Source organism: Frankia sp. AgKG'84/4 (assembly GCF_023242965.2).
Classification (GTDB): domain Bacteria; phylum Actinomycetota; class Actinomycetes; order Frankiales; family Frankiaceae; genus Frankia.
In genome coordinates this window covers 1-13205 of the sequence record NZ_JALKFU020000094.1, presented here as the reverse complement: position 1 = coordinate 13205, position 13205 = coordinate 1, and the positions used below count along the sequence as shown (strand labels likewise).

At 71.8% G+C, this 13205-nt stretch carries 11 protein-coding genes and 1 pseudogene; 3 read left to right on the top strand and 9 right to left on the bottom strand.

The window, feature by feature from the left end; translation table 11 throughout:
• The 6 genes from MXD58_RS08930 to MXD58_RS08905 all read right to left on the bottom strand — a co-directional run.
• A partial coding sequence (locus MXD58_RS08930; RefSeq protein WP_250609191.1) for an ABC transporter ATP-binding protein occupies nucleotides 1-862 on the bottom strand: 862 nt, incomplete at its 3' end.
• Nucleotides 852-1856: an ABC transporter ATP-binding protein gene (locus MXD58_RS08925; protein ID WP_250609190.1), complete on the bottom strand. Its 1005-nt coding sequence runs from the start codon at nucleotides 1854-1856 to the stop codon at nucleotides 852-854. The genes MXD58_RS08930 and MXD58_RS08925, both read right to left, overlap by 11 nt.
• Nucleotides 1853-2749, bottom strand: coding sequence for an ABC transporter permease (locus MXD58_RS08920; RefSeq protein ID WP_248837097.1), 897 nt, complete (start codon nucleotides 2747-2749; stop codon nucleotides 1853-1855). The genes MXD58_RS08925 and MXD58_RS08920 overlap by 4 nt, the downstream gene beginning before the upstream one ends.
• A gap of 1 nt (nucleotide 2750) precedes the next feature.
• Nucleotides 2751-3803 carry an ABC transporter permease gene (locus tag MXD58_RS08915; RefSeq protein ID WP_248837098.1) on the bottom strand — a complete coding sequence of 351 codons (1053 nt, stop codon included), beginning with the start codon at nucleotides 3801-3803 and terminating at the stop codon, nucleotides 2751-2753.
• Nucleotides 3800-5371, bottom strand: coding sequence for an ABC transporter substrate-binding protein (locus tag MXD58_RS08910; RefSeq protein ID WP_248837099.1), 1572 nt, complete (start codon nucleotides 5369-5371; stop codon nucleotides 3800-3802). Before MXD58_RS08910 ends, MXD58_RS08915 begins: the two co-directional genes overlap by 4 nt.
• 62 nt (nucleotides 5372-5433) lie before the next feature.
• Nucleotides 5434-6858 (bottom strand): LLM class flavin-dependent oxidoreductase, encoded by a 1425-nt coding sequence (locus MXD58_RS08905; RefSeq protein ID WP_248837100.1) that lies wholly within the window; start codon nucleotides 6856-6858, stop codon nucleotides 5434-5436.
• A gap of 549 nt (nucleotides 6859-7407) precedes the next feature.
• On the opposite strand from MXD58_RS08905, the gene MXD58_RS08900 reads away from it, so the two are divergent.
• A complete protein-coding gene (locus MXD58_RS08900) occupies nucleotides 7408-8298 on the top strand; it encodes a LysR substrate-binding domain-containing protein (protein WP_248837101.1) in 891 nt (296 codons plus the stop codon).
• Nucleotides 8299-8302: 4 nt separating this feature from the next.
• Nucleotides 8303-8848 carry a cupin domain-containing protein gene (locus MXD58_RS08895; protein WP_248837102.1) on the top strand — a complete coding sequence of 182 codons (546 nt, stop codon included), beginning with the start codon at nucleotides 8303-8305 and terminating at the stop codon, nucleotides 8846-8848.
• A gap of 9 nt (nucleotides 8849-8857) precedes the next feature.
• Here MXD58_RS08895 and MXD58_RS08890 read toward each other — a convergent pair.
• Nucleotides 8858-8971 (bottom strand): annotated as a pseudogene (locus tag MXD58_RS08890) (transposase); the annotation flags it as partial.
• Between the two features lie 10 nt (nucleotides 8972-8981).
• On the bottom strand, nucleotides 8982-10313 hold the full coding sequence (locus tag MXD58_RS08885) for an HNH endonuclease (RefSeq protein ID WP_250609189.1): 1332 nt from the start codon (nucleotides 10311-10313) through the stop codon (nucleotides 8982-8984).
• A 654-nt stretch (nucleotides 10314-10967) separates the two neighbouring features.
• Between MXD58_RS08885 and MXD58_RS08880 the strand changes: the two genes are divergently transcribed.
• Nucleotides 10968-11819, top strand: a complete 852-nt coding sequence (locus MXD58_RS08880) for an SAM-dependent methyltransferase (protein WP_248837104.1) — start codon at nucleotides 10968-10970, stop codon at nucleotides 11817-11819.
• A 104-nt stretch (nucleotides 11820-11923) separates the two neighbouring features.
• Here MXD58_RS08880 and gabT read toward each other — a convergent pair.
• A partial coding sequence (gene gabT, locus MXD58_RS08875; protein WP_250609188.1) for a 4-aminobutyrate--2-oxoglutarate transaminase occupies nucleotides 11924-13205 on the bottom strand: 1282 nt, incomplete at its 5' end.

Sequence of the window (13205 nt, the reverse complement as noted above, 5' to 3'; positions counted from 1 at the left end):
CGGCCCGCCCGGCGCGCCCGCCCGCGGCGGTGCCGGGCCGCAGCGTCGGCGCGGAGCCGACGAGCAGGCGGGTGTAGGGATGACGGGGGCTGGCCACGACCGTGCGGGCGGCGTCGACCTCGACGATCTCGCCCTGGTAGAGCACCGCGATGCGGTCGGCGACGCCGGCGACGGAGCCGAGGTCGTGGGAGATGAAGACCAGTGCGACACCGGCGTCGCGCAGGCCCTTGAGGATCTCCAGCACGCCGACCCGGTTGGCGGAGTCCAGGGCGCTGACCGGTTCGTCGAGGATGATCAGCGCCGGTTCGGTGATCAGGGCGCGGGCGACGGCGACCCGCTGGCGCTGGCCGCCGGAGAGCTCCCCGGGCAGCCGGGTCAGCAGGTCCGGGTCGAGGTTGACGCGCCGGAGATGCTCGCGGGCGGCGTCGAGGGCCCCGGCGCGGGACACCCTGCCGCGGACCAGCAGCGGTTCGATCAGCGAATCACCGACCGTCACGTCCGGGTCGAGGCTGCGCAGCGGATCCTGGAAGACGTACTGCACGACGCCGCGCCGACGCAGGTCCCGCCAGCGGCGCGCGCGGAGCCGGGTGACGTCCTCGCCGTCGAGGACGATCCGCCCGCCGCCGGCGCGCACCAGGCCGAGGACGGCGCGGGCGAACGTCGACTTGCCCGAGCCGGTCTCCCCGATGACGCCGAGCACCTCGCCGCGCGACACCGACAGCGACACGTCACGCAGAACCCGCCGCCGCCGGCGCCCGGACCCGTAGAACACCTCCAGCCCGTCGACCTCGAGAATCGGCCGCGGCCGTGCTGGCCGGGCCTCAGCCGGCCCTGCCTCAACAGGCCCTGCCTCAGCGGACATCGTCCTTCCCACCGTCGTCCTTCCCAGCGTCGTCCTTCCCAGCGTCGTCCTTCCCAGCGTCGAGGAATCGCTCGAGGCCGTACTGCTCGTGCTCGCGGACGAGCATCCGGGTGTACGGGTGGGACGGTTCGTGCAGGACCCGCTCGGTGGGGCCGGACTCGACGACCTCGCCGTCGCGCAGCACGAGCACCTCGTCGCAGACCTGAGCGACGACGGCCAGGTCGTGGGAGACGACGACGAGCGCGAGACCGGTGCGTTCACGCAGGTCGGCGAGCAGGTCGAGGACCTCGGCCTGGACGGTGACGTCGAGGGCGGTGGTCGCCTCGTCAGCGATGAGCACCTGCGGGTCCGCGGCGATCGCCGCGGCGATCAGGATCCGCTGCAGCATCCCGCCGGAGAGTTCGTAGGTGTACTGGTCGTAGACCAGCTCGGGTTCGCGCAGCCGCACGGCGGCGAGCAGCTCGACGGCCCGGCGGCGCGCCGCGCGGCGGCGCAGGCCGGCCTTGACCCGCAGGACCTCGGCGATCTGCGAGCCCACGGACAGCGACGGGTTGAGGTAGGACGCGGGGTCCTGGAAGACCGCGCTGATCGTCGATCCACGCAGCTCGGTCCACTGGGCCGGGGTGAGCCCGGCGATGTCGCGTCCGGTGATCTCGATCGACCCGGCGGTGACGGCGAAATGTTCGGGCAGGATGCCAAGGACCGCGCGGCAGGTCAGCGTCTTGCCGCTGCCGGACTCCCCCACGATCCCGACGGCCTGGCCGGGCGCCAGCGTGAACGACACGCCGTGCACGATCTCCCGGTCGCTCGCCGCATCCCGGATCCGCACGTCCCGCACGGCCAGCACGTCCCGCACGGCCTGCGCCGACGCCTCGGTGGGCTCGACCGGGGTGGTCACGGGCCGACGGGGCGCCGGCGGGCGCTCGGTGCCGGCCGGGCGCTCGGTGCCGGGGGCGGCCACGGCGAGGCCGCCGGTGAGTCGGTTCGGGGTCATCGGAGCGCACCTCCGGATCGGGTGGCGACGGCCTCGCCGGCGCGCCGGGCGCGGGCGACCCGTCGGCCGTTGAGCAGTGATCGTCCGGCCTCGCCGGAGACGTCGCGGATGGCATCGGCGAGCAGGTTGCTGGCCCACACCGTCGCCATGATCAGTGCCGCCGGGGCGACCGGCGCCCACGGCTGGTAGGCGAGGTAGCCCAGGTCGGAGGCGAGCAGCCCGCCCCAGGTCGGCGCCGGTGGCTGCACGCCGATGCCGAGGAAGGTCAGGCTGGAGACGATCACGAAGCCGACGCCGATGGTCTGGGCGAGGGCGACCGCGATCGGCGGCAGCACCTTGCCCCAGACGTGGCGGCGCACGATCGCACCGACCGACGCGCCGCAGATCAGCGCCGCCTCGACGTACTGCGAGCGGGCGACGGTGAGCGTCGCCGCCCGCGACACCCGGTAGAAGAACGGTGAGACCAGCACGCCGACGGTGAGCATCGCCTGGGTGATCCCGTTGCCGAGCAGCGCGGTCACGGCGACGGCGAACACCAGGAACGGCAGCGCGATCAGCGTGTCGGTCAGGCGCAGCGTGAACCATTCGAACACGCTGCCGAGATACACCGAGAGGATCCCGGGGATCGCCCCGGCGACGAGCGCGACGCCCGCGACCTCGAGGGCGCCGACGACGGAGGTGCGGGACCCGGCGAGCAGCCGGCTGAACACGTCCCGGCCGAGGTTGTCGGTGCCCAGCCAGTGCGACCAGGTCGGCCCGGCGAGGGTGTGCGGGCTGGTGCCGAGCGGGTCGCCGGGGGCGAGCAGCGGCCCGACGGCCGCCAGCAGCGCGATGAACGCCAGGATCCCGAGCGCGATGCGGCCCACGGGCAGCGCGAGGACGCGACGGACCATGTCAGACCCCCCGGCGCGCGGCCGGGGTGACCCGGGCGAGCGCGACGTTGACGATCAGGTTGAACGCGACGACCAGGACGATCGACACGACCAGCACGCCCTGCACCCCCGGCACGTCCCCGGACTGCGCGGCGTCGTTGGCGAAACGCCCGAAGCCCTGCAACCCGAAGATCCATTCGGTGACGACCGAGTTGCCGATGATGACCGGGAAGCGCAGGCCGAGGATCGCCAGCGCCGGCCCCGCGCCGTTGCGCAGCACGTGCCGCAGGAAGATCCGCCGCGGGCCGATGCCGCGCACGATCGCGCCGAGGACGTAGTTCTCCCGGTAGGCGGCGATCAGGCCGCCGCGCAGTTGGCGCGCGACGTCGGCGACCATCTCCAGGCTCAGCGCCAGCGCGGGCAGCAGGATGTGCGCGAACCACGGCCCGAGACCCACGCTGGCGGGCACGTAGCCGGCGGCGGGGAACCAGCCGAGCCCGACGGCGAACACCGTGACGAGCACGATGCCGACGACAAACGGTGGCATCACCGAGATCACCGTGGTGAACCCGGTGATCGCCCGGTCGATCAGGCTGCCGCGGCGCACCGCGGCGAGGGTGCCGAGGCCGAAGCCGGCGAGCGCTCCGATGACCAGCGCGAGGATCGACACCGACAGGCTGACGGCCAGGCCGTTGGACAGCAGGTCGCTGATGTTCGCGCCGCTGGTCCAGCTACGGCCGAGCTGGCCGTGCAGGACGCCGGTGAACCAGCTCCAGTACTGGGTGAGGAACGGTCGGTCCAGCCCCCAGCTCGCCTCGACCCGGTGCACCGCCTCCGGCGTGGCGCTCTCGCCGAGCTGGAGGTGCGCGGGGCTCAGTCCACTCAGCGCCCGCAGCGCGAAGGTCACGAACGTGGCCACCAGGAACACCGGCACGAAGATGGCCACGGAACGGGCGAGGGTCGCCAGGGCGCGCCCACCGGCACGGCGCGCCCGCGCGCCCGCCAGCGACCCGCGGGGCGACGCGGGCGCCGCCCCGTCGGTGTCGATGGCGAGCGCCGGGTCGAGAGTGCTCATCCGTTGCCGCCGATGGTCACGCCGGTCCAGTCGAGGTGTCCGGGGATGGCCGGCAGCGCGGAGATCGAGGTGTTCTTGACCAGCAGGTTCGGCTGCTCGTAGGTGAAGACGAGGGCCTTGCTCGCCAGGCCGGCGCGGGTCGCCTCGCGCAGCACCTGGGCGTAGTTCGGCGCGTCCAGGGGGGTCTGGCGGACCTTGGCGATGGCCGCCTCGAACCCGGCGGGCTCGTACGGGGAGCTGAGGTTGAGCGGGCCGTTGGGGCCGAAGTGCGCGGTGAGGGTCTGCGCGGCGGAGTCACGCCCGGTCGTGCCGTAGAGCGACAGGGTGAGGTCCTTGGCGAAGAACGTCGTCGCCCAGGTCTTGTCGATCTTGATGTTGACGGTGATACCGACGGCGCCGAGCTGGGACTGCACGATCTCCGCCGCCGGGTCGTCGCGGGGGATGACCAGGTCCAGCTTGATCTGGCCGGGCTTGAAGCCCGCCTCGGCGAGCAGCGCCTTCGACTTCGCCGGGTCGTACGGGAAGAGCTTCGCCGACTGCGGGTCGTAGGCGACGTAGTCCGGCGGGAACGGCTGGTTGGTGGCCCGGCCGTAGCCGAAGGTCACCTTGTCGACGAACTCCCTGCGGTCGACGGCGTAGCGCACGGCGTCGACGACCTTCGGGTTGTCGAACGGCGCCTTGTTGACGTTCAGGCTGATGTTGGCGGCGTTGAAGCCCGGCTGGACGAACACGTCGAGGCCCGCGGCCTTCGCGGCCTTGGCCTGGCTCGGGGCGATGTCGGCGAAGTTGTAGACGCCGGTCTGCACGCCGGAGACGATCGTGGTCGGGTCCGGCGCCGAGGTGAGCTCGACCTTGTCGATGTGGATGTTCGCGGCGTCCCAGTAGTTCGGGTTCTTCGTCAGCACGGCCTTCGTGCTCGGGATGAGCTGGGTGATGACGAACGGGCCGGCGCCGACCGGCTTCTGATCCAGCGCCGCCGGGTCGGCGGCGGCCTTCGGGCTCGCGATCTGCAGGACACGCTCGCCGAGCAGCAGCGGGATCTGGTGGTCGACCTGGCTCAGGTGCACGACCACGTCGAGCTCGCCGCTGGTGGTGACGGACCTGATGGAGGTGAGGTCACCGAACAGCGCGGAGTCCTTCTGCGTCTTCGCCCGCTCGATGGCGGCCTTGACCGCCGCGGCGTTGACCGGCGTGCCGTCGCTGAACGTCAGCTTCGGGCGCAGGTGGAACGTCACCTCGTCGCCGGCGCCGTTGTAGGTCCAGCTCTGGGCCAGGTCCGGGGCGACGTTGCCCTTGGCGTCCGTCCTCGTCAGAGACGCATAGACCAGCGCGAGCTCGCGGAACTGGGCGCCGGAGCCGGAGACCACCGGATCCCAGTGCGTCGGGAAGTACGACGACGCCCACTTGAGGTTCGCCGGCGTTGCGCCGCCGGACGCCGTGGTGCCACTACCGGCGCAGGCCGCGAGGAGCAGGGTCGCGAGGAGCAGCAGGCTGGCGAGGACGCCAGTGCGTCTCGGGCGGGGCAGAGTCGCGATACGGGCGGACCGCTGGGTTCGCTCGGAGGTCATCGTCACTGACTTTCTCTGGTTTGGCTTGGCATGGGGCTTGGGTCGTGCTGGCTGGTCATGGCTCAGGAAACGAGGGCCACGGGCGCCCGCTCGGTGGCGACCGTGGTGGCGTCCGCGGTGGCGTCCGCGGGGGCCTGCGCCGGCTGGTGGCGGTCGGCGGTGTGGCGGGCGGCGGTGTGGCGGTTCTCGGGGATCGGCAGGCCGAGGTTGCCGCGCAGCGTCGTCGACTCGTACTCCGAGCGCACCACGCCCCGCTCGCGCAGGATCGGCAGCACGCCCTCGGTGAAGCGGGCGAACTCGCTCGGCGCGTTCACCATGATGTTGATGCCGTCGAAGCCGCCCTGTTCGAACCAGTGCTGGATCGCGTCGGCGACGGTCCGCGGCGAGCCGACGAACGGCGAACGAAAGACGTCAAGCTGGGCCTGCACGACCTGGCGCAGCGTGAGGTTGTTCTCCCGGGCCGAGGTCTTGATCGCCTCGGCCTGGGTGCGGAAGCTCAGCTCACCGGCGTCGCCGACCTCGGGGAACGGCGCGTCGAGGTCGTACTGCGAGAAGTCGTGCCAGCCGAAGGGCCGGCCGAGCTCGGCGAGGGCGCGCTCGAAGCTGCGCTCGCCGCGGCCGGCGGCCTCCTTCGCCCTGGCTTGCTCGTCGGTGTCCGCGATGATCGGGAAGATGCCGGGAACGATGAGCAGGTGCTCCGGGTCTCGGCCCTTCGCCGCCGCCCGCGCGCGCAGCTCGGTGCGAAACGCCTTGGCCTGCTCGAGGTTCTGGGCATGGGTGAAGATCGCCTCGGCGATGCTCGCGCCCAGGTCACGGCCCTCCTCGGAGTCGCCGGCCTGGAAGATGACGGGCTGGCCCTGCGGGCTGCGCTCCAGGTTCAGCGGGCCGACGACGGAGAAGTACTCGCCGCGGTGGTCCAGGGTGTGCTGGCGTGAGCGGTCGAAGAACTCCCCGCGCCCGCGGTCGCGCGGGAAGGCGTCGGCCTCGTAGGAGTCCCACAGTCCCTGCGCGACGCGGACGTGTTCGAGCGCGCGGCCGTAGCGGGTCGCGTAGTCGAAGTGGGACTCGCGGCTGTAGTTGCCGGCGGTGCCGGCGTCGCCGCTGGTCACGACGTTCCAGCCGGCGCGCCCGCCGCTGATGTGGTCGAGGGAGGCGAGGCGGCGGGCGACGTTGAACGGCTCGTTGTAGGAGGTGGTGATCGTGCCGACCAGGCCGATGTGGCTGGTGTGCACGGCGATCGCGGACAGCAGGGTCAGCGGTTCGAGCCGGCTCAGGTAGTGGTTCGGGGAGTCGGCGGTGATGAACTGGCTGTCGACGATGAAGACATGGTCGAACAGCGCGGCCTCGGCCTCCTGCGCCCGGGCGATGTACCAGCGGACGTCGACGCTCGCGTCGGGGGGGATCTCGGGGTTGAGCCAGGTGGCGTGCTGGCCGGGACCGCCGACCCCGAGCAGTACGGCGCCGAGTTTCAGCGTGCGACGAGTCATGGTGGAGCCTTCCGGACGGGAACGAGGGAGCTGGCCACAGCGAGGGGCCTGGCCAGGCGGTGGCCGGCACGCGGCACGGCACGGCACGGCACGGCACGGCACGGCACGGCACGGCACCCGACCGGAGGGCTCCGGACGGGCAGGGAGGGCATGGGGGCAGGCGGATCGGGCGCGGGGCGGGGCGCAGCGGCGCGAAGCGAGTCGTGGAAGATGCGACGGGGCGGGAGCCGGTCGGCGTCGAGCGGACGAGGCGCACCGCGCGGAACACCTGGCGACGGGCGACCGCGCGGCGGCCGTCACGTAGTGCTACGGGCGCGGCGCGGGACAAGTCAGGAGCGGCGCTCCGTGCAGGAGCGGTACCCCGGCGGGGTCAGCGACAGAGAGCTGCCTGGCCGCGGGCAAGGTCGAGCCAGCGACAACACGTGAGCATCACGCCGGTCAGCTGGGTCATGGGCCTGAGCATGCGGTGTTGTGGGGCCGATGTCCAACGACGCTTCGTGATGGCGAATCATCACGATTCGCGATTGCTTCTCCAGTAGTCTGGTGAACATGGGACGGGCACTGGACATCGCGCCCCTGCGCAGCCTCGTGGCCGTCGCGGACTGCGGTGGTTTCCAGCGGGCCGCCACCTCCCTGCACCTGAGTCAGGCCGCCGTCAGCCAGCACGTGCGCCGCCTGGAGGCCGCGACCGGCCGGCCCCTGGTGGAACGTCTCGGCCGCGGTTCGCGCCTCACCGCCGACGGAGAGAAGCTCCTCCTCCAGGCCCGGCGCATCCTCGCCATCCACGACGAGACCCTGCGCGACTTCGGCGCCGCCGCCGAGCGCACCGTCGTCATCGGCTCGACGGAGCACGCCGCCGCCCAGCTGCTCCCCCACCTGTCCGCCGCGCTGGAACTCACCCTCGCCGGCCACGACATCCGCTTCCGCATCGACCGGGGCACCCGGCTGCGCGAACGCCTCGACGCCGGCGGCGTCGACCTCGCTCTGCTCCTCGGCCCGACCGACGACCCGCGGGCCACCCCGGTCGGCGAGCTGGAGCTGGTCTGGTACGCCTCCCCCGCCTGGCGGCGCCCCGCGGCCACCCGCCCGCTGCCCGTGGTCGCCTTCGACCAGCCCTGCGCGCTGCGCACCCGCGCGCTGGACACGCTGTCCGCGCACGGCATCCCCGCCGTCATCGGCGCGGAGGCGATCCAGCTCGCCGGCGTCCAGGCCGCCGTGGGTGCCGGGTTGGGGGTGGCGCTGATGGCCACGCTGAGCCAGACTCCGGAAGGTCTCGTTGCGCGCGAGGACCTGCCGAGCCCCCGGCCGCTGCCGCTGGCCGTCTGGTCCCGCCACGGGCTGGCCGACCTGGTCACCCAGCGGGTCGCGGGCGCCCTGCGCCACCTGCTCGCCGTGCCGGCGCCGGCCGCGCGCGACCTCGAACTCGCCAAGGGAGCCTGAGCTCATGCCCGCGATCCACGTCCCCGCCGGCAGCGCGGACGGGGAGTTCGTCCGCACCGCCAGCGGCGTCCTGCTCCCGCCCGACATCGACCCGTTCCACACCAGCCTGCACCGCGTCGCGCCCGCCGGCCTGGTCGAGGACACCACGCAGACCGCCGGCATGCGCCGCCGCGAGGCGATCAGCGGCAAGACCGTCGGCGCCCGCAACCTGTGGATGGGCCAGACCCACGTCCCGGCGTCGACGGCGTCGGGCAACCACCACCACGGCGCCTCGGAGACGGCCATCTACATCGTCGCCGGCAACCCGGCGTTCGTGTTCCTCGACGTCGAGGGCGACGAACCTGTCGAGACCCGCATCGAGACCGCGCCGGGCGACTACATCTTCGTCCCGCCCTACGTCCCGCACCGCGAGGAGAACCCCGACCCCGCCGTCGAGGCCATCGTCGTCATCGCCCGCACCACCCAGGAGGCCATCGTCGTCAACCTCGACGGCCTCGACTGGTCCGAGGTCCGCACCGACCAGCGGGGCAGCGCCGGCACCGAGTGCTGACATCCAGCGGGTCGGGACCGAGCCGCGGGCGCGGACGGCACGGCGGATGCGGGCGTTGACGCTCTCGATCGCGTCCGTCGAGCAGATCACCCGACGGTTCTCGGCGTCGAAAGTGAGGAACGGCGTGAATTAGCTATGTGTTGTGGTGGTTGGCCTGTCGGTCATCCGGGTTGGTTCGCGTGTTTGTGGTGGGTGCCGGGTGATGTGTGGCGCTGTCGGGGTGATGGACGGTGAGTTGTCCGCGGGTGTTTCGTGTGACGGTGAGGTGGTTGTCGTGGAGATGTTTATGGTGGTGGGAGCAGAGGAGGGTGAGGTTTTTCGGTTCTGTTTTTCCGTGGTCGGCTTCCCATTCTTTTATGTGGTGGATGTGGAGCCATCGAGTGTGGTGGCATCCGGGGTATTGACAGGTTCCGCGGTCGCGTGCGTAGACCGCTTTACGGACCTTGCTGGTGGGGTTTCTTCGGTTTCGGCCGAGTGCGAGTGGGTTGCCGTTCGGGTCGTTGATGAGTGTGCGTATGGCGCTGTCGCAGGCGAGGCGTCGTGCGACGCCGGGTGGGAGGATCGGTCCGCCGGCGAGTTCGCAGACGCTGCGAGCGAGTGATGTCGTGCCCGCGTTGAGAATGCGGGCTGTTTTCCCGAGGAGGGTGTCGAGGTCGATGAGGACGGTGAGGGAGTAGGGGGTGGGGTCGGCGAGTCGTGGTGCGCCGTGGGTCAGGAAGGATGTGGCGATCGCGGCGAACGCGTCGGCTTTCTTCTCGGCCGCGGGCCGTTCATCGCCGGGGGTGGTCTCCCGCGCCGGGCCGGTGTCCTCGATGCCTGGTGGAGTGATGCCTGGTGGGGTGATGCCTGGTGGGGTGATGCCTGGTGGGGTGGCGGTCTGGGTGAGGGTCGTTTCCGCGAGTTCGAGGGCTCGGGCGACGGTGGCACCGCGTAGCGGGTCCAGGCGCAGAGTCAGCGAGAAGGTGCCGTCGTCGTTCCACCGGCTGGTGCACCGCACCGGCACCGGATCATCCCGGGTGCTGTCGGTGCTGTCGGGGTGGGTGGTTGTCTGGTCGTGGTGGAGGTGGCGGTGTAGGCGGGCGCGGCGGGTGAGTGTTCGGGCGCAGTGGTGTCGGGCTTCGTGGAGCCAGGCCGCGTCGGTGTCGGGTGTCGCGACGGTGGTGAGGACACGGACTTTGGAGTAGGAGATCTCTCCGTGGGAGAACGCGCCGGTGATGTGGGGAAGCGCGGTGAGAGCGCGGGCGACACGCACATATTCGTAGCAGGCCCGCAGTCCGATGCCGCATCGCCAGGAAAGCCAGTGCGCGCAGCTCGTGAGACCGCTGACCGTCCAGCCGCCCCGCCGGTCGAAAGCGGCAAGGAGGCCAAGCCAGCGGCAGGTCGTGGCGGAAAGACGCCCGGCCCATCCGCATACCTTCTCCTCAAGGTCAGGGAGGGGAACACCATCCAGATTTTCGTCGAACACAGGTTCGATTCTTGGGGGTGGTGGGAGTCCTGTCAAGATGGCGTCTTCGATGCGGCGGGTCGGATCGATGCCCTCGCGGTTATGGTTGCCACAGGGCAGGGTCATGCCGTGCACCGCGGTGCACTCCCACCGGACCGAACATCCGACCGGTGGAATAGCACCGCCCACCGGGCCCGCCAAAAACCGCCACCGCCGGGACTCCTCGCGGTTAGCGTTATGGTCTGGCTGGATGAAGGTGCCATCTGGTCTTTCTGAATACTGGTCGATGGTGCCGAAGCTGGGGGAATAAAACAGGGCCAGACTCTGGAGTTCAAGGTCTCACCGGGGTCCCATACAGTTGAATGCGCAATGGACTGGGCGGGCAGTCGGACTTTTGGCGTGCGGCTTGGCGATGGCGACGAGGCTTCGCCGATCTGTAAGGTAGGAAACGACGTTTTATCGTCACGTATGGCCCCATTCGGGGTCGGCCGCCCACACCGCCTGCCAGTCCTCGGTCGCGAACACCGACCGCACCGGACGACGGCCAGCACGGGGGTCTGGGACGAGTGGGCTCCGGCGAGTTCCTGGGCCCGATCGAGATGCCACGAAGGGTCATGAGATGGTCCGGGTGCGTGGTAGTTATGACCCTCGCGCAGCCGTCGACGGAGGACCATCGTGAGCGAACTCGCCCGTGCCGGACACCAGCCTGGTTCGACCGGCCCTGATCCCTCGCCGGGGCTCGATCTGCGCACCGACGTGCCGCACTCGGCGCGGGTCTATGACCACATCCTCGGCGGCAAGGAGAACTTCCCGGTCGACCGCGCGGCCGCCGCCGAGATCGTCCGTCACTGGCCGAACCTGCCGACGTCGATGCGCGCCAACCGTCAGTTCATGGCGCGCCTGGCGCAGGTCCTCGCGGCCGAGTACGGCCTCCGCCAGTTCCTCGACATCGGCACCGGCCTGCCGACCCCGCCGAACCTGCACGAGGTCGTCCAGCGGGTCGCGCCCGAGTCGCGGATCCTCTACGTCGACAACGATCCGATCGTTCTCGTGCACGCCCGCGCGCTGCTCACGAGCACCCCGGCCGGGCGCACCGCCTACCTCGACGCCGACCTGACCGACCCGGACGCGGTGCTCGCCTCGGAGCAGCTGCGCGACACCCTCGACCTGAGCCGGCCGGTGGCGGTGAGCCTGATCGCCGTCGTCCACTTCATCGGCGACGACGACGTCGTGCGCGACATCATCACCCGCCTCATGCGCCCACTGGCGCCCGGCAGCATCCTGGCCCTGTCGACGTGCACGGCCGACAGCGCGCCCGAGGAGGTCCGCGTCGGCGTCGCCGCCTACAACGCCAGCGGCATTCCCCTGGTTGCCCGGACGAAGGCCCAGGTAGAGGCCCTCTTCGACGGTCTCGACCTGATCGACCCCGGGGTGGTGCTGGCCCACCACTGGCATCCCGACGCCGCCGCGTCCGCCACCGACGACGCCCACGTCCACATGTACGGCGCCATCGCCCGCAAACGGTAGCGCCACACCGCGGCTCCGCGCCGACGCCGTCCGCCCCTCGCCGGCTTCCCACCCCGGCGAGGTCGTGGCCCTGCCGAGCACGGGTCACCGACGGTGAGCGGCGCTCAGGCAGCGTCCGCCTGCGCCAGGCAGCCGGCGAGGACATCGAGGGCCTCGACGAGCAGGGCCTCGCTGATCGCCAGCGGGGGCAGCAGGCGCAGCACGTTGCCGTCGGTTCCGCAGGTCAGGACGATCACACCATGGCGGTGGGCCTCGGCGGCGACGGCGCGGGTGAGGGCGGCGTCCGGGATCGTGGTGCCCGGCCGCACGAGTTCGACGGCGATCATCGCGCCGCGCCCGCGCACGTCGCCGACGCGCGGGTCGGCGCGCTGAAGGTGCCGCAGCCGGGCGGTCGTCAGGTCGCCGATCGCGCGGGCGCGGGCGAGCAGGCCGTCGGCCTCGATCGTCTCGAGGACGGCGAGGGCGGCGGCGCAGGCCAGTGGGTTGCCGCCGTAGGTGCCGCCGAGGCCGCCGACCTGGGGGGCGTCCATCAGCTCGGCGCGGCCGGTGACCGCGGACAGCGGCAGGCCGCCGGCGATGCCCTTGGCGGCGACGATCAGGTCGGGGACGACGCCCTCGTGCTCGCAGGCGAACAGGTCGCCGGTGCGGGCGAAGCCGGTCTGGATCTCGTCGGCGATGAACAGCACGCCCTGGGCGCGGCACCACCGCGCGAGCGCCGCGAGGAAGCCGGGGGCGGGCACGACGAAGCCGCCCTCACCCTGGATCGGCTCGATCACCAGCGCGGCGAGGTCCGACACACCGCCGGCCCGCTCGATCGCGTCGATGGCCCGCGCGGCGGCCGCCGGGCCGTCGAGGCCCGGCCCGTCGCGAAAAGGGTAGGACAGCGGCGCCCGGCGGATGTGGCCGGCGAACGGGCCGAAGCCGTGCCGGTAGGGCATGTCCTTCGCGGTCATCGCCATGGTCAGGTTCGTCCGGCCGTGGAAGGCGTGGTCGAACACGGCGATGCCGGGCCGCCCGGTGGCGAACCGGGCGATCTTGACGGCGTTCTCGACGGCCTCGGCGCCGGAGTTGAACAGCGCTGTGCGCTTGTCGTGACCGCCGGGGGTGAGCCGGTTCAGCGCCTCGGCGACGGCGACATAGCCTTCGTACGGGGTGACGGCGAAACAGGTGTGGGTGAACGCCTCGGCCTGCTCGGCGACGGCGGCGACGACGCGCGGGGCGCTGACCCCGACCGTGGTCACGGCGATTCCGGACCCGAGGTCGATCAGCTGGTTCCCGTCGACGTCGACGACGATCCCGCCGCCGGCCGCGGCCGCGTACACCGGCATCGTCGACCCGACGGCACCGGCGACGGCGCCGGCGCGGCGCTCGGCGAGGGCCCGCGAC

Excerpts from the sequence above, each read along its gene's own strand:
- MXD58_RS08925 (WP_250609190.1), bottom strand. The coding sequence starts at position 1,856 with ATGACCCCGAACCGACTCACCGGCGGCCTCGCCGTGGCCGCCCCCGGC.
- MXD58_RS08920 (WP_248837097.1), bottom strand. The coding sequence starts at position 2,749 with ATGGTCCGTCGCGTCCTCGCGCTGCCCGTGGGCCGCATCGCGCTCGGG.
- MXD58_RS08915 (WP_248837098.1), bottom strand. The coding sequence starts at position 3,803 with ATGAGCACTCTCGACCCGGCGCTCGCCATCGACACCGACGGGGCGGCG.
- MXD58_RS08910 (WP_248837099.1), bottom strand. The coding sequence starts at position 5,371 with ATGACCTCCGAGCGAACCCAGCGGTCCGCCCGTATCGCGACTCTGCCC.
- MXD58_RS08905 (WP_248837100.1), bottom strand. The coding sequence starts at position 6,858 with ATGACTCGTCGCACGCTGAAACTCGGCGCCGTACTGCTCGGGGTCGGC.
- MXD58_RS08900 (WP_248837101.1), top strand. The coding sequence starts at position 7,408 with ATGGGACGGGCACTGGACATCGCGCCCCTGCGCAGCCTCGTGGCCGTC.
- MXD58_RS08895 (WP_248837102.1), top strand. The coding sequence starts at position 8,303 with ATGCCCGCGATCCACGTCCCCGCCGGCAGCGCGGACGGGGAGTTCGTC.